General features: G+C 42.2%; 19 protein-coding genes. 3 read left to right on the top strand and 16 right to left on the bottom strand.

Annotated features, from left to right (window positions below; translation table 11 throughout):
- Positions 1–124: 124 nt before the first annotated feature.
- From JWR61_RS11775 to JWR61_RS11700, 16 genes are all read right to left on the bottom strand, one after another.
- A complete protein-coding gene (locus tag JWR61_RS11775; RefSeq protein ID WP_301928003.1) occupies positions 125–1,198 on the bottom strand; it encodes a class I fructose-bisphosphate aldolase in 1,074 nt (357 codons plus the stop codon).
- A 56-nt stretch (positions 1,199–1,254) separates the two neighbouring features.
- Complete coding sequence (locus tag JWR61_RS11770) at positions 1,255–2,190, bottom strand: 1-phosphofructokinase family hexose kinase (RefSeq protein ID WP_301928002.1); 936 nt, start codon at positions 2,188–2,190, stop codon at positions 1,255–1,257.
- Between the two features lie 192 nt (positions 2,191–2,382).
- Positions 2,383–2,838 (bottom strand): pyridoxamine 5'-phosphate oxidase family protein, encoded by a 456-nt coding sequence (locus tag JWR61_RS11765; RefSeq protein ID WP_301928001.1) that lies wholly within the window; start codon positions 2,836–2,838, stop codon positions 2,383–2,385.
- On the bottom strand, positions 2,835–3,377 hold the full coding sequence (locus JWR61_RS11760; RefSeq protein WP_301928000.1) for a hypothetical protein: 543 nt from the start codon (positions 3,375–3,377) through the stop codon (positions 2,835–2,837). Before JWR61_RS11760 ends, JWR61_RS11765 begins: the two co-directional genes overlap by 4 nt.
- A gap of 210 nt (positions 3,378–3,587) precedes the next feature.
- A complete protein-coding gene (locus tag JWR61_RS11755) occupies positions 3,588–4,598 on the bottom strand; it encodes a metal-dependent hydrolase (protein ID WP_301927999.1) in 1,011 nt (336 codons plus the stop codon).
- Between the two features lie 360 nt (positions 4,599–4,958).
- Positions 4,959–5,798, bottom strand: a complete 840-nt coding sequence (locus JWR61_RS11750; protein WP_301927998.1) for a universal stress protein — start codon at positions 5,796–5,798, stop codon at positions 4,959–4,961.
- A 51-nt stretch (positions 5,799–5,849) separates the two neighbouring features.
- Complete coding sequence (locus JWR61_RS11745) at positions 5,850–6,689, bottom strand: universal stress protein (RefSeq protein WP_301927997.1); 840 nt, start codon at positions 6,687–6,689, stop codon at positions 5,850–5,852.
- Between the two features lie 83 nt (positions 6,690–6,772).
- Positions 6,773–7,594: a hypothetical protein gene (locus tag JWR61_RS11740; protein WP_290336440.1), complete on the bottom strand. Its 822-nt coding sequence runs from the start codon at positions 7,592–7,594 to the stop codon at positions 6,773–6,775.
- Between the two features lie 273 nt (positions 7,595–7,867).
- Complete coding sequence (trxA, locus tag JWR61_RS11735) at positions 7,868–8,170, bottom strand: thioredoxin (RefSeq protein WP_301927996.1); 303 nt, start codon at positions 8,168–8,170, stop codon at positions 7,868–7,870.
- A gap of 353 nt (positions 8,171–8,523) precedes the next feature.
- Positions 8,524–8,970, bottom strand: a complete 447-nt coding sequence (locus JWR61_RS11730) for a hypothetical protein (RefSeq protein ID WP_301927995.1) — start codon at positions 8,968–8,970, stop codon at positions 8,524–8,526.
- Between the two features lie 289 nt (positions 8,971–9,259).
- On the bottom strand, positions 9,260–9,466 hold the full coding sequence (locus JWR61_RS11725) for a DUF2892 domain-containing protein (protein WP_290336437.1): 207 nt from the start codon (positions 9,464–9,466) through the stop codon (positions 9,260–9,262).
- Positions 9,467–9,549: 83 nt separating this feature from the next.
- A complete protein-coding gene (locus tag JWR61_RS11720) occupies positions 9,550–10,290 on the bottom strand; it encodes an SDR family NAD(P)-dependent oxidoreductase (RefSeq protein ID WP_301927994.1) in 741 nt (246 codons plus the stop codon).
- Between the two features lie 148 nt (positions 10,291–10,438).
- On the bottom strand, positions 10,439–10,690 hold the full coding sequence (locus JWR61_RS11715) for a HypC/HybG/HupF family hydrogenase formation chaperone (protein ID WP_301927993.1): 252 nt from the start codon (positions 10,688–10,690) through the stop codon (positions 10,439–10,441).
- 31 nt (positions 10,691–10,721) lie between these two features.
- Positions 10,722–11,486, bottom strand: a complete 765-nt coding sequence (gene hypB / locus JWR61_RS11710) for a hydrogenase nickel incorporation protein HypB (protein WP_301927992.1) — start codon at positions 11,484–11,486, stop codon at positions 10,722–10,724.
- Between the two features lie 29 nt (positions 11,487–11,515).
- Entirely contained in the window at positions 11,516–11,857 is a 342-nt protein-coding gene (locus JWR61_RS11705) for a hydrogenase maturation nickel metallochaperone HypA (RefSeq protein ID WP_301927991.1), read from the bottom strand.
- Positions 11,858–11,859: 2 nt separating this feature from the next.
- Positions 11,860–12,072, bottom strand: coding sequence for a hypothetical protein (locus JWR61_RS11700; protein WP_301927990.1), 213 nt, complete (start codon positions 12,070–12,072; stop codon positions 11,860–11,862).
- A 178-nt stretch (positions 12,073–12,250) separates the two neighbouring features.
- Between JWR61_RS11700 and JWR61_RS11695 the strand changes: the two genes are divergently transcribed.
- The 3 genes from JWR61_RS11695 (at position 12,251) to JWR61_RS11685 (ending at position 15,718) form a co-directional block, all read left to right on the top strand.
- A complete protein-coding gene (locus tag JWR61_RS11695; protein ID WP_301927989.1) occupies positions 12,251–13,384 on the top strand; it encodes a hydrogenase small subunit in 1,134 nt (377 codons plus the stop codon).
- Between the two features lie 27 nt (positions 13,385–13,411).
- Positions 13,412–13,813 (top strand): PH domain-containing protein, encoded by a 402-nt coding sequence (locus tag JWR61_RS11690; RefSeq protein WP_301927988.1) that lies wholly within the window; start codon positions 13,412–13,414, stop codon positions 13,811–13,813.
- Between the two features lie 180 nt (positions 13,814–13,993).
- Positions 13,994–15,718: a nickel-dependent hydrogenase large subunit gene (locus JWR61_RS11685; protein WP_301927987.1), complete on the top strand. Its 1,725-nt coding sequence runs from the start codon at positions 13,994–13,996 to the stop codon at positions 15,716–15,718.
- Positions 15,719–15,720 lie beyond the last annotated feature (2 nt).

Genomic DNA, 15,720 nt, shown 5'->3' with positions numbered 1-15,720 from the left:
ACAATTTATTCAGCCGCTTCATTACTTTATGTTGTATGAATTTGGATCGGGCTCGTTTGTTTTACCAAACCTTAACCGTTGCAGCATTTGTTTTATTAAGCTGCAGAAACAATTTGCAAAAAGATCATGCAACAGTAATTGCTTCGTCCAGGTAAACATCCTGTATGGCATTCAGCAGCGCAATGCCCTCTGTAAACGGCCGCTGAAAGGCCTTTCGGCCCGAAATAAGGCCAGTGCCGCCAGCACGTTTGTTGATGATCGCCGTTAGTACCGCTTCCTTTAAATCAGTTTCGCCTGCAGATGCACCGCCGGAATTGATCAGCCCCGCCCGGCCCATAAAACAATTGAGTACCTGGTAACGGCAAAGGTCTATCGGGTTAGCAGTAGTAAGTTCTGTATACATCCGTTCGTCCCATTTTCCGTAACTCATGCTTTCTGAATTCAGCATTTTATAGCCGCCATTGTTGGCCGGTAATTTTTGTTTAATGATGTCTGCCTGTATGGTTACGCCCAGGTAATTGGCCTGCCCGGTAAGATCGGCCGAAACATGATAATCGGCATCGGCTCTTTTAAAAACCCGGTTTCTTAAATAACACCATAAAACAGTTGCCATTCCAAGAGAATGCGCTTCCTCAAAAAGCTGGCTTACTTCCTTTATCTGCCGGTCGCTTTCTTCACTGCCAAAATAGATAGTGGCACCAATGGCCGCTGCACCCATATTCCATGCCTCCCGTACCGACCCGAATATTACCTGGTCGAACTTATTGGGGTATGTAAGTAATTCGTTGTGATTTAGTTTTACAATAAATGGTATCTGGTGCGCATATTTTCTGGAAAGCATAGCCAGGCCGCCAATGGTGGAAGCCACAGCGTTACAGCCGCCCTCTATTGCAAGGCGGATAATATTTTCCGGATCAAAATATATTGGGTTAGGCGCAAAGGAAGCTCCTGCACTGTGTTCAACGCCCTGGTCAACGGGTAATATTGAAAGATAACCTGTGCCACTTAACCGTCCGTGTTTATAAACAGACGCCAGGCTGCGCAATGTTTGATTGCTCCTGTTGGACTGGCTCAGCACCTTGTCAATGAAATCCGGCGAGGGCAGGTGCAATAAATCTTTTGTAACCGTTTCGCAGGTATGAGAAAGCAGGGCTGCATTTTTGTCGCCAATCAGGGCGGTTATTTCGTCGGTAGTCATGATTGTATTTTATGTTAATTAACAAACGAACTTTTCTAATATTTATACAGGCACATTTATTGAACAGCTATTTTGAGTTGATCAAATATTAATTCCACGTCCTCTTTATTACATAATTGTGTTCCTTCATTTAACGTAGCCGCAGTACCGCAGGCAACGCCAAACTGCACAGCTTCCATGAGTTCATGTCCATTTGAAAGATGCCAAACAATTCCGGCTACCATGCTGTCACCCGCTCCCACAGTGCTTTTTCTTTTTACGTCCGGCGGAGTAATAATTTCCGCCAGTTCTTTTGTAACCAGCATGGCACCTTGTGCCCCCATGGATATCACCAGCACTTCACATTTGCCGGCAGCAATTATTTGTCTTGCAACAACTAAAATGTCTGCTGGCAATAAAGCTGTTTTCCCGGCCAGCGTGCATAGTTCCCCAAGATTCGGTTTTAAAAGATACACACCTTCGTCTGCAGCTTCTTTCAATGCTTCGCCGGAGGTATCTACAACAAATTTCGCTCCCTTATTTTTGGCCAGCCTTGCCAGTTGCGCATAAATGTTAAGCGGTACGCCCGGTGGCAAACTTCCACTGGCGACAATAAACCCAATGTCGTCAATATCTTTTACAGCCTGCAGGCATGCTTTCCATTCCGCATCATTCAACGGTGTGCCAGGCATACCAAAACGGTACTGGTTGCCGGTGCTGTCATCGTATACGATAATATTTTCCCTCGTTTCATTGGATGAGTTGATGATCACAACCGGAATATCTTCTTTTTCGAGGAGGTGATCGAAATAACGACCGGTGTAGCCGCCGGAAGGGTAAATGGCTGTTGCAACGCCACCCAACTTTTTGATGGCCCGGGCTACATTAATGCCACCACCGCCCGGCTCCAGTTTGGGAGTGGCGCACGCCAATTTTTTTTCAGGAAGTAAAGCAGCGACGGAAGTACTTTTATCAATACAGGGGCTAAACGTAATCGTAACAATGCGATGCATAAAGTGTAGAATTGTTGATAAAGTTAGCGCAATTCTCCGCCAGTATTATGACATGAATCAATCGAAAAGATGAATGACATCACCCCCTGAATATTAATGACAGCGTATTTGTGTACCCGTCAAAATACTGCTTTCGCCATTGCTTTTAAAAGTTGCTCAATAAAATAAAAAGGAAACTTTATGAACGGCAGGCTAATCATTTTCGTAGCGGCCCGTTTTTTCATCAATAACAATCCGGAAAAATACAGGACGGTTTTTTACATGCCATTTTACTTGCGTACCGTTAACAGTGGTATTATGCGCCAATACCGGCTGATTTATTTTTTGTTGTAAATTTTTTTCGGCAAACATTTTCATCGCTGTATAACGATCCCGTTCTTCTTCCAGTTCCTGAAAAATGCCTTGTACCATCACACTTTTCCAATGTGTAAAATCAATACATTCCTCAACCTGCAAGCACACGCGGTTATTTTTTCGCATCATATCCAGTTTTGCACCGAGCGTTGAATGGCAAAAAATAAAATGATCATCGTATACATAATTAACAGGATACACATAGGTGTTGTAGCCGTCAGTGCAACCTAAATGGCCAACTACCTGTATTTTCAAAAGCAACTCAACTTCGCCTGCTGATAAAACGCCAATCATATCATGCTGGTTTTAGCAATTACCCGTTTTTTTAAAGTTGTTCCTTTTGAATATGGATTCAATACGGCTAATTTTTTATCATAATCTTTTACAAAAAACAAGTCTTTGCCTTTGCCCTGTAGCACCTCAAATCCTTCTCTTTTTAAATAAATAGACTGCATGATTGCGCCGCCGGGAAATTTGGGGTTTAGAAAACCTCCTTCTCTCAGTACACGCCAATAAGGAGTAATTTTTTTTTCTCCTTTCATTTTGTCTTCTTCGGCTGCATGTGCAGCTATATTTAAAAAAATGCCGGTGGTCAATGGGCAAGTCAGGTCTGTGTTAAACTTTTGTGCCAGGAAGCTGCGGATAGTATTTACTGTTGCGAGTTGGCCCTTCGGTATTTTTTTTATAACGCCATCAACAAGCATGGGCGTTGGTACAAGCATCTTTCCGTGTCCTATTTTGCTGGCCCATTTCTCGGGGACTTCTACTATTTTAGGGGCTATTGCTTTTTCAAGTTTTATTCTCCATCCGGAGAAATTTTTCCCTGCTTTCATTTGATTTGTTTTGCGGTTCAAAGAGGTTGAATTACATACTGGAAGCTGTTCATGGCAGCAAAGTTTCATCATTCCATGTGTTCACAGATAAAAGTAATAGCAACCATTATTATAAACAATGATGGCCATCAGTTGATTATTCATTTTCGGAAGAGGAAGGATAATGAAGCAACCAGCCCCTGAAGAAATAACAAGCGCTTATTAGCTGCGTTAATTTCCTTTTATTCTTTTGATTAATGCTTCAACCGTTTGGCTCGTCCATCCCTGGAAACGGCCGCGTTGCACTACGAGCTTATTTTCAGCAGGGTATTGCAAAAAATAATGAAAGGCGAATTTTTCTTTTGGATTTTGCCAGCCAATTACCTGTCCAAAACGGAGGTCATTAAAAAGCAACGTGTCATTCCTTTTTTCTACCGTATAAAATTGTTGCGAAAAACGAATGAGTTGCTGTAGATTTTCCTGCTGTAAATAGGGTTGAAGCAATGAATCGTTTCGGGAGAAATACTGAAGACTCATTTCTTTTTTACTATCGAAAACAGAACGGTACCCAACGTAGTATCCCTTGCCATCGCCAGCCACCACAAACCATAGCCAGTTTTGCAAGGGTGCGGGCGTTGTAAAATATTGTGTATAGTGAATATGTTGACGCTGTAAAATATCTTTTACATTACGGTTGATGATAGATTTATTGAACAAACAATACACCAGGTAAAGGGCACCCAGGCCAAGCCCTGCCTGCCACCATTTTTTTCGGCGGTTATTACTTTTTCTAATACCTATCAAGGCTCCGCAGGCAATTGCCGGCCAGATGGAGAAAAATGGATCTGCAACATAAATGGCATTGAAACTGATGCGCCGGTGATTAAAAGGTTCAAACCAGCCAACACCGTAGTTATTAAAGGCATCAATAAAAATATGGATGAAAATTACACCTCCAAAAAACAACAACCATTTTTTTAAACGGATATCATGCGGCCTGTGCAGCCGTTCAGCCGCCCACGCAAACAGGGGTGTAATAAGCGCACAAAACAACAGGGAGTGTGTAAAGCCGCGGTGTGCCAGCAAAGCGGAAGTGGTATCTAACCAAAAAGAGGAAACAAAATCAATATCGGGAATACTTTGGGCCAATGCGCCCCACAGCATGGCTTTTTTACCCAGCGTTTTGCCTGCAAAAGCCTCGCCCATACAAGCGCCCAGGGCAATATGTGTAAGTGAATCCATTGATTTGGCTACAAGTAAGCTGCTGCCGTTAACTCCTTTTTTTTATTAAACAAACCAAATTTACCAGACTTTTTTCAATACCTGCGTTAAGGTGTATTTCAATTTCTAAAAAATGCGGTCAACGTTTGGTTGCTAACTGCTGTTTAGAGGCAGCTCAAAAAATTGAGTAGCTCAAAAAAGGTACTAACCATCATTCATCTTACGTGTAAATAGTCCGCGCCGCGATCGGGTTTATAGAAATATAGACGGTCTATGCATACTTTAGTATCAGAAGCTTCAGCAAGGACCTCCGTTAGGGTGCCTGATTATTATTTGCCTTTAGCTAACATTTTTGAATAGATATTCACTGGAACAGCATGGCTATTTATTATGGGCTATAAAAAGTGGCAGCTTTATTTCCTTCATCAGGGTATCTGCCATACTTTCCCGCAGCCAGCGGCTCACACTACCCCTTTTGTAGGCGCCCAAAACGACCAGCGCTCCGGTTGCCTGTTTTTTTAACCGTTTTACAATTTCATCTTCCGGCCAGCCTTTAGCAATGGTATAGCTGGCATGGGGATAGTGCCTTTTCATAAACTCCTTCATCAGTTTATTATCGGGTACATGCAGCGAAGTGTCAGCAGGTTTTACTGAAATTACTTCTGTTTCCAGTTCCTTTAAATGCGGCAGCAGGTAGCTGAACATCTTGATGGCGTGCACTGATGTTGGTTCACCATCAAAGAGCAAAATTATTTTATTGATAGGCTGATAAGTATCCTGTACCAGTAATACCGGGCATTGCGTATCGGTCAGCAAGTCGCGGATAAAACGGGTAGGCACTTTCTCGGGGTAATGTGTCAATGTTTCTTTTGCATTAATCACCAGCAGGTCGGCATAAATGCTTTCATGTTTCAGTTCCAGTATAGGTGTGTTGTGGTCGTGGTGTATGGCATAGGTAAGACCGGATTTCCGGCAGGCGCTTTCAAAATTTTCGGCCGCTGCGGTACGGGTGGCTTTATCTTTTGCTTCCAGTTTTTTAAGCTTAGTATTGTTTACACCTTCTTTTGTAATAAGGTCGTAAATTTTATAACTGGTGTAAGTAGGGTCGTCTAAAAATATTCCAAACAAATGCATCTTTTCCTGCCGGGCAATTTGCACAGCATATGCTTCTGTATTTTCTGCATAATTAAGTCCGTCAAATGCGGCGATTATCTTTTTCATATACATGGTTCTGTTTATAAATGATTGCAATATGGTTTAGGCCGTAACGGTTTACCGGTGTGTTATAAAGATGGGGTGGGCTACCGTTTTAATAAGCATATCCGCATGACTGGTTTGTATAAACTGTGATAAGGCATTTCTGCCGTACGATCCCATCACCAGGAGCATATTTTTTCTGGTAAACAAAGCTTCAAATAAAATGCTATCCGTATTTCCTTTTTGCGCTTCAAAGTGAAGGTCGGTATAATGATCCTTCAGCCATTCTTTAAATTTGTATTTATCAGGATCATGCCATTCGCCGGCTTCATTTATCTGAAGTATAGTTGCCTTTTTATTGCTCAGCTCCGGCAACAGGTAGGTGAATTGTTTGATGGCAAACAATGATGATGCGGATCCATTGTAGGTGAATACAATTTCATCAATTCCGTCAAAGCGTTCTGGTGCAATAATCACCGGGCATTCTGCTTTTGTAAGAATATTTTTTACAAAACTACTCGGTGTGCCTGCAAATTGTTTTGTAAAACTCAGCGCCCCATCTGCTACAAGTATATCTGCAAAACGGGTTTCTTCCAACAGGTCTGTCTCTGGCACACCCCGGTCACGGTGCAGCTGAAAGCATACTTCCTGCTGTATGCAGCTTTCTTTAAAAAGCCGGACATTGTTCTCAATCAGTTGTACTTTGGTTTGATATTCCTGCGAAGCCTCATTTATCTCCCAGTTTACATAGGCCCTGCCATAAGCTTTTTTCAAGACGGGTTTTTCATCTGCTACCAGGTTTTCTAAAAACACCCCTGTTACTTTCGATCTTGTTAACCTGGCGAGATAACAGGCAAACTCCAGCGAATTCTTATTTACTACCCTGGCATCAATTGCTAAAAGAATCTTTTCCATTGTTAAAATATTTTCAGGTAACGTATTCTGCGGTTACACAACGCTGGCAATTGCCGGTAGTATAGCAAAATCCGTTCTGCAAGTTATTTATGAGCGATAAAGACGGGCAGCTTATGATCGGTTATTATGTCCTGGATAAAGCTGTTTTTAAAGAGCTGGGATATGCCGGACCGTCCATAAGAGCCGCTTACCAGTATGGCCGATTTTGCCTGGTTCACCCAGGAACTGAAGTTTTTTTTGGGATCTGTATTCAACTTAAATAAAGTGAGATCGCTAAAATGCCGGGCCGCCAGTTCTTCAATCTGTATCTTATCCGGGATATCTTTTGAAGCGTCTTTGTGGGCATATACCAGCATCGTTTTTAACCCGGTTAGTTCTGGAAAAAGATACGCAAACTGCTTAATGGCAAATACGGCTTCATTGCTTCCGTCATATGCGAGGATAATGCTTTCGGGAAAATCATATTTTTCAGGCACCAGCAACACCGGGCAGGCAATATCGTGCAGGGTATCGCGTAAATATTCATTGGGCATATGTGTGCCCATGTTTTTGTAAAAGCTTTCAGTGCCAATTAATAACAGGTCTGCAAAGCGGCTTTCTTTTTTTAACTCCGGCAGCGCAAGATCATAGAAATCTTTGTGTACCCTGAAGTCGATATTGTTGCTGATGCATTGTTTTTTAAAATGCTCAATATTTTCCATTACCATTTCTGCATCATCTGTTTCCAGTTGGGGAATAAATGGCACGCTTACCCCACCGGCATAACTCCAGAGGTAGGCAATTTCAGCCTGTGGCAAAAAAATACCAGTAAGTAAAACTGGTTGTAGCTCATTTAACCTTCGGGCAAATTCAAAAGCACCTTCGGAAAAATGAGTATTGTCAAATGCGATGATTATCTTTTTCATACAGCTTTTTTTTGCTTGTTAAGTACTTCAATATTGCATGAAAGTAAAACGGCAGGCAGTGCCAACAAATGATAGCAGATAATAGAAAAGGTGATTTTGGTCAGTAATTGAGGGAAGGAGAAAAACAGTCAGGTAAGATAACAACGAGGGCTTAGCTAAATTATACAGTCAATCAAAAATGCAGCCATCGCCTCTATTTTAAAAGTAGAATGGCTGCAGTGTTGTATGTATACATTTATTGGCAAATTGTAGCCTGTATTGACAAGCTGCGGATCAGGAGTTAACGGTAAATTTTTGAATGATGCTTACGAGGCCCGATTTTTGGACAACGCCACTTTGCCGCCACAGCGGTTTGCCATTTTTAAACAGGATCAGGGTTGGCACACCCTGCACCTGGTATTCGCTGGCTGCAGCGGGATTTTTATCCACGTCTACCTTAATGATGGTAGCCGTGTCACCAATTTCTTTTTTTACTTCTTTTAAAATGGGCGCCATCATTTTGCAGGGGCCACACCATTCGGCTGAAAAATCTACCAGCACGGGTTTGTCTGATTGTATCATTTGATTAAATGTCATAAAGAAAATTTTATTTTTAGCAATCGCGTTACTATCATGTTTAATAGTCTGGTCAGGCGGATTTTTGTACTGCAAAATTAAAACCAAAGTGTAGCATAGATTGGTAACAATAGTTACATTTTGAAAGCGTTAACGGACTTATTTATGAAAGAAGGCGTCCATTGACGAACAGAACACTTGTTTCTTAAAACATCAATCTAGACATTTAAGCGGATAAAAGTAAATGCAACGTTGGATAAGCTGCATTTACTTTTGTTTTTCCATGAACTGACAGTGGATATAAAATGGGGTGCTTAGATACCGGACTATGGAGCCGGTTATCAATGCCACTTTCTTAGGTACAGCAATCGGGTTTAATTATAGAAATTTTGGGACAATGAATTTGAAATCACCTTAAATTCTTCGCTGTTGCGAATGATTTGATACCGGTTATTAATGGCCCTGATATTTGGGTTAGACATATGCTTCTCGTTATACGGTGCCAGCATATCTTTTTCTATTACATTTCCGGTACCGTCGACCGTGCGGGTGAAAACGCGGTAGTGGAAATGCCAGGGGTTTAAATCGCTGTTGGAAGCATCGCCATTGGAGGTATCACTGGTGTAAGAGTCATTAAAGCCCTCAAAAATAAGTTCGTTTAAATGGCTGGAATGTATCTGCAGCTGATCTGTTATATTAATAAACTGATTCAACTCCGGATCGTCGTGTACAATGCCGCTATCCCAGATTGTTTCGCCATTTAAAAAAACCACCAGCCTGTTATCAACATGTTTTACGTTGATCCAATATTCTTTTTTCATTTGTTTAAATTTTTAGATCCTGGTAATTGGGTTATCTTAATTATGGATGTAAAAATAGAAAATGGCGGTGTGGCAATGCATGATGCATATCATTAAAGTATGTGATATTTATTTTTGTGAAATCATAAAAATATAGCTGCTGGGTAATAGGTTTTTAATGCAAAGCCTTTGCCGTGTTGTCGCAGCAAAGGCTTTACATTAATGTTATCTGTACTAGTTTATGGCTGCACAGATGTGCAAGGCATCCGGGAGGTGCTATGGCGCATTGACAGCCAGACACGGGCAGCGTTTATTTTTTGGCGGTGCAGGTGTTTAAACCAAGGATGGTATATAGCGGGCAAAAACTTACGAGGCTGGTCAGCACAAAAATTGCAGCCAGCACAAGCAACACTATACCAAAAGTGCCGGTAACGGTATTGGTAAAATACAGGGCGGCAAAAATTGCAGCTGCAATTAAACGAACAATACGGTCGGTAGTACCCATATTCTTTTTCATATCAATTTGTTTTATTTTGATGTAAGATAAACTGCCGAAAAAAGGTAGACGGATACTTTTGTTACACTTAACGGAGGCTTTAATTACCTCGCCAGGTAACCACCATCTACAGGGTAATAGCTACCTGTTACAAAAGCAGCTTTATCACTCGCAAGCCACACAATCAATTCGGCAACCTCAGCGCTTTTACCAAGTCTGCCAACAGGATGCAACGTTATTACCTGCTTTTTCATTTCTTCGCTCAGCGAGCCCAATAACGGCGTATCGATAAAACCCGGACCAACTGTGTTGATACGTATATTTTGGGCAGCGTATTCTACAGCGGCAGTTTGGGTAAGACCAATGATACCATGTTTGGCAGCAGTGTATCCTGCAGCACCGGCAAAACCCACCGAGCTTAAAATAGACCCTACATTGACGATACTGCCACCACCGGTTTTTAGCATTGCCTGCAACTGGTATTTCATTCCGTAAAAAACGCTGTTTAAATTCACCGCTATCACTTTATTCCAGCCTTCAATGCTCATGTCGGCAGCTGCGTTCATTTCTCCGCTTATCCCTGCATTGTTTACCGCCATATCCAGGCGGCCAAATGTGGTTACTGAAAAATTTACCAGCGACTCCATTTGTTCCGGTACTGAAACATCCGCTTTAAAAAAAGCTGATTTTCCTCCGGCTGAACGGATGTCTGCGGCAACGGCTTCGCCCGCAGCTTCCTGAAGATCTGATATAATTACACTGGCGCCTTCCTTTGCAAACAACAGGGCAGTAGCTTTACCAATACCTGACGCGGCACCGGTAACAAGAGCTGTTTTATCTTTCATAACTGTAGTATTTAACTGATACAATGCGGCAATATACCGGTGCCAAATTTATCAGAAACGCCTTGAAGTTTTAATGATTGCAAATGGATAAAAAATTGACTTTGGTCAGCGAACTTTACGTTCCTGCAAATGCAATTTGCCGTCATGACTAGTCCTGATCCAGTTCTTCTACCTCTCCCATATCTTTCAGGTAACTAAAAACCTTTGCAGCTTCTTCTTCATCAACTATACCAATGGCTGCTCCGACATGTACAAGTACATAGTCGCCTGTTTTCGCCTGCGGAACCATGCATAAATTGATTTCTTTTATTATGCTGCCAAACGAAACTCTGCCAAAACGGAAGGTATCATCCAGTTGGTTGCTGATGGAAATTATTTTACCCGGTATGGCTAGGCACATGAATTTGATTTTACTTTTTATACAGTTATAGTTAGGCTGGCATAGCTGCGACTGCTTTTAATTTTAACCAATTGTACCAGGTTGTTAATCCTTCACCGCTGGTACAGCTTAGCTCAATAATTTCCAGTGCAGGATTTATTTTTTTTGCGTTGGCTTTTACTTTTTCAATGTCAAAAGGAACGTAGGGGAGCAGGTCTGTTTTATTGATGATGCAAAGGGTGGAAGAATGAAACATGTCAGGATACTTTAGCGGCTTGTCGTCGCCTTCTGTTACGCTGATGATGACCACTCTTTCTTTTTCACCCAGGTCAAACATGGCGGGACAAACAAGGTTGCCTACGTTTTCAATAAAGAGCACGCTATCCTGGACGGGTTTCATGCCTTGTACTGCGTGCAACACCATGTGTGCATCTAAGTGACAACCCTTGCCGGTATTGATTTGTACCACTTTTGTTCCGGTGGCGTGTATGCGGTCTGCATCGTTGGTGGTTTGCTGATCGCCTTCAATAACGGCGAAATTCAAATCACCTTTAAGATCAGTCAATGTTTTTTCCAGCAGGGAGGTTTTGCCGGAGCCGGGAGAACTTACCAGGTTCAATGCCAGTATATTTTTCGCATCAAAATAGCCACGGTTTCTTTCTGCAAGCAGGTTATTCTCGTGCAGGATATCCTGTTCAACATCCACTACTTTTTTATGGGAATGTTCGTGAAGATGATGGTCTGAATGATCGTGTTGATGACCGTGTTCATGCATGGTGATGGTTGCACCGGTATCACATCCGCAGGTTGCACACATAGCTGTAATTTTTAGTATTGATTTTATTTTTACGAAACAACCAGTGATTTTACCCGCAATTCTTTTCCGGCTGTTATCCCTATTAAATACCCACCACAAAAAGGGCAGGCATCGTATAAATTTTCTAATTCAAAAGTATGGTCGCAGTCAGAGCAATGGCCTTTTCCTTTTATTCTGTTTACTTTTTTTACCGCCCGTTCTAAAATTGTTCGCTTTACTCCCTGCTTCCAGGCAAATTCAAACGCATTCATTTCTATCGTGGATAAACAACCAATGTCGAGTTCAATCTCATCAATAATGACAGCGTCTTTTTTTGCAGCCTGTTCCAGCGCAATATCAACAATGCTCATTACAACAGAAAGCTCATGCATAGTTATTTAATTTTTACTGGTTGCTTTACTGCGCTCGTGTACCGGATGAATATAGCAGCGGCAACAATAATGCTGAGCGAAACAATCACGTGTACCGGCTCAGTAAAATAATGAGTGATGGTAAAACCTTCAGTTGAGCCATGGCCAGGATGTGCTTCACTGATAAAAGGCCCGCCTGTAAAAAGCAAGACTAAAATGGCAATCATTTTTTTCATATAGTTGATTTGCAGATAAAGAATTAAAAGTATTTAAAACCAAAGCACATAAACATGAGCGAAGTCATAAATATTACTGAAGATAATCATGAGAATAAGGCTGTTTGAAAAATAGCTTTATGACTTTATAATAATTCTTCCGCATATCATTACTTCATCAACAGTTAAACTAACCAGTATGATTAACGATGCTTCCGCCAACACCCAACCAACCTACTACGAAGAAGTACAACGAAAGGGTTATACCCGCCGCGACTTTATTGGTTTTGCGACCATGATGGCTGCTTTTATAGGGCTTGAAAAATCTGCCATCGGGCAGGTGGTGAAAGCGCTGGAAACTAAACCCCGTGTGCCTGTTATCTGGCTTCACTTCCAGGAATGTACTTGTTGCAGTGAAAGCTTTATCCGTTCATCGCACCCGATCGTGGCTGATATTCTGCTGGATAAAATATCGCTTGATTATACAGAAACACTGATGGCGGCATCCGGCTTCCAGGCGGAAGAAGCGATGAAGAATACGATGACGAAATATAAAGGAGAATACATTCTTTGTGTGGAAGGAAGTGTACCAACTGGCGCTGATGGTGTATACTGCATGATCGGCGGAAAGACCTCATTGCAGATATTGGAAGAAGCTGCTGCCGGTGCAAAAGCGGTAATTGCCTGGGGCAGTTGTGCCAGCAACGGTTGTGTACAATCTGCTAAACCCAACCCTACCAATGCTACTCCCATTCATAAATTATTAAAAGGAAATATTCCGTTGATAAAGGTGCCGGGCTGTCCTCCGATTGGAGAAGTAATGGCCGGTGTAATTGTGCATTTGGTTACGTTTGGTAAAATTCCTGAGCTTGACAGAATCGGCAGGCCCAAAGCTTTTTACAGCAAAAGGGTACACGACAGTTGTTATCGCCGGCCTTATTATGATGCCGGTTTGTACGTGGAAAGTTTTGATGACGAGAACGCAAAAAAAGGATATTGTTTATATAAAGTGGGTTGTAAAGGACCATCAACTTACAACGCATGTGGTGTGATGAAATGGAATAACGGAACGAGTTACCCAATACAAAGCGGTCACCCCTGCATTGGCTGCAGTGAAGAAAATTTCTGGGATAACGGAAGGCTGTATGAAAGAGGAAGCGCCTTCTCAGGTTTTGGAATTGAATCAAGTGCAGACACTTTGGGCAAAGTTGCTTTAGGCGCTACCGGCACAGCTATCGCGGCACATGCCATTGCTACCAATGTGCGGAAACACAAACTCATTTTTAGCCTGGAAAAAGAAGGGAAGCAGAGTGAGAAAGAATTGGAAGAATAGTTTAGAAAGCAGCTAAAAATAATGGCTATGAAAAAGTTTAGTTCTAAAATCGGACTTGAAATTTTTCTTCCGCTTGCAGGTGTACTGCTGTTTTGTATCTACGAGACAAGCATACATTCTGACTGGGCCGGCCTTTTTATAATTGTAATGTTGATATTGTTTTTTGTGTACCTGGTGAGATCAACGAGTTATGTTATTTCAGGTGAAGTGTTGCAGGTGAAGTGTGGTTTTTTTTATGAGAAGATCATTGATGTAAATAAAATAAAAACGATTAAAGAAGTATCTGATTTTTTTGGTTCGCCCGCTACCTCTATCAAAAAGGTGGAGATAAAATACAACGATAAAGAAAGTGTTGCTATTTCGCCAAGGCACCAGGCAGATTTTATTACGACACTGCCGCATATAAATCCAGCAATTGAGATTAGGTGAAATTGAAAAATAAATGCTTTTTAAATTTAAGCGTAATAAATAAAAGGAATGAGTACATGAATCGAACGCCTTGTTCAATTATGATTAAAAGTACAAGAGCCGATAGCTATCGGCTGCGGCGCCAGTGAAGGTTAATAGAAATTCAACTGTTTGGCAAATAAAAAAAATTAAAAACGCTATATGAGTACAAGAATAGTTGTTGACCCGATCACCAGAATTGAAGGCCATTTGAGGATTGAAGCCGATATTGAAAATGGCAAAATAAAAGACGCTTTCAGCAGCGGTACTATGGTTCGTTTACTGGAAGAGATTTTAAAAGGCAGAGATCCGAAAGATGCCTGGGCTTTTGTGGGCAGGGTTTGTGGTGTGTGCACTTCTATTCACTCTTTAACCTCTGTGCGAACTGTTGAAGATGCACTTGACATTACTATACCACCTAACGCAGAGTTGGTGCGTAACCTGATGTTTTGCTCCTTGTACATGCATGACCACGTAGTGCATTTTTATCACCTGCATGCGATGGATTGGGTGGATGTGGTGGCTGCATTAAAGGCAGACCCGAAGAAAACGTCTGAACTGGCCCAGAGCATTTCCAAATGGCCAAAAAGTTCACCGGGTTATTTCAGTGATATCCAGGAAAGGATTAAAAAATTTGTTGCCAGCGGACAGTTGGGCATTTTCGCCAATGGTTACTGGGGACACCCAGCATACAAGTTACCTGCCGAAGTAAATTTAATTGGCCTTGCGCATTACCTGGAAGCACTGGAATGGCAGAAAGAAATTGTAAAAGTGCAGGCAATATTTGGTGGTAAAAATCCGCACCCGAATTTTTTGGTTGGTGGTATGGCATGTTCTATCAGCCTGGATGATGTAAGTGGCATCAATGCAGAAAGGCTTGCCTATGTCGGCCAGTTGTTGCAGGATGGTAAAGAATTTATTGAGCAGGTATATATTCCCGACCTGATGGCGATTGCTTCGTTTTATAAAGACTGGGGAGCCATCGGCGGTGGCTTGGGCAATTACCTGGTGTATGGCGACTTGCCCACCAATGGTTACAGGGATCAATCTTCTTACAAGTTTCCGGCAGGTGCAATTTTAAATAAAGACATCAGCAAAGTATATGATGTTGATCTGCGCAAGGAAGAAGAAGTGCAGGAATTCATCACCAACTCCTGGTACGATTATAAAGATGGGAAAAAGAAGGGACTGCATCCATGGAAGGGAGAGAGCAAAGTAAATTACACAGGTCCAAAACCACCTTTTGCAAACCTGGATACATCCAAAGAATATAGCTATATAAAAACGCCGAGATGGAAAGGCAATGCCATGGAAGTTGGTCCGCTGGCACGTGTGCTGGTAGGTTATGCAAGAGGCAGGGAAGATTTTAAAGCCGTTGTTGACAAAGCACTTATCGACCTGAATGTACCTGTTGCTGCCTTGTTCTCAACCCTGGGCAGAACGGCCGCCCGTGGACTGGAATGCATGCTGGTATCGCAATGGGCGCAGGAATTTTACGACCAGTTAATTGCCAATATTAAAAACGGGGATACCCGTATGGCAGAGATGAGCAAGTTTGACCCTGCTACCTGGCCAAAAACCGCACTGGGCGTAGGTCACGCAGAAGCGCCAAGAGGTGCGCTGGCACACTGGATCAATATTGAAGATACTAAGATTGCCAACTATCAGCTGGTAGTGCCTACAACCTGGAACGCATCGCCACGAGATGGCAACGGTAAGTTATCTGCCTACGAAGCCGCGTTGATTGATACGCCGGTGGCAGATGAAAAACAACCACTGGAAATTTTAAGAACCATCCACAGTTTTGATCCCTGCATGGCCTGCAGCGTTCATATTTATGATGAAGATGGAAAGCATATCAGCCGCATCAGCGTAGTAGGAGACTAACC

It is taken from the genome of Ferruginibacter sp. (genome assembly GCF_028288465.1).
Lineage (GTDB): Bacteria > Bacteroidota > Bacteroidia > Chitinophagales > Chitinophagaceae > Ferruginibacter.
Note: the sequence above shows the minus strand (reverse complement) of the source record. Positions and strands in the feature narration are given on the sequence as shown.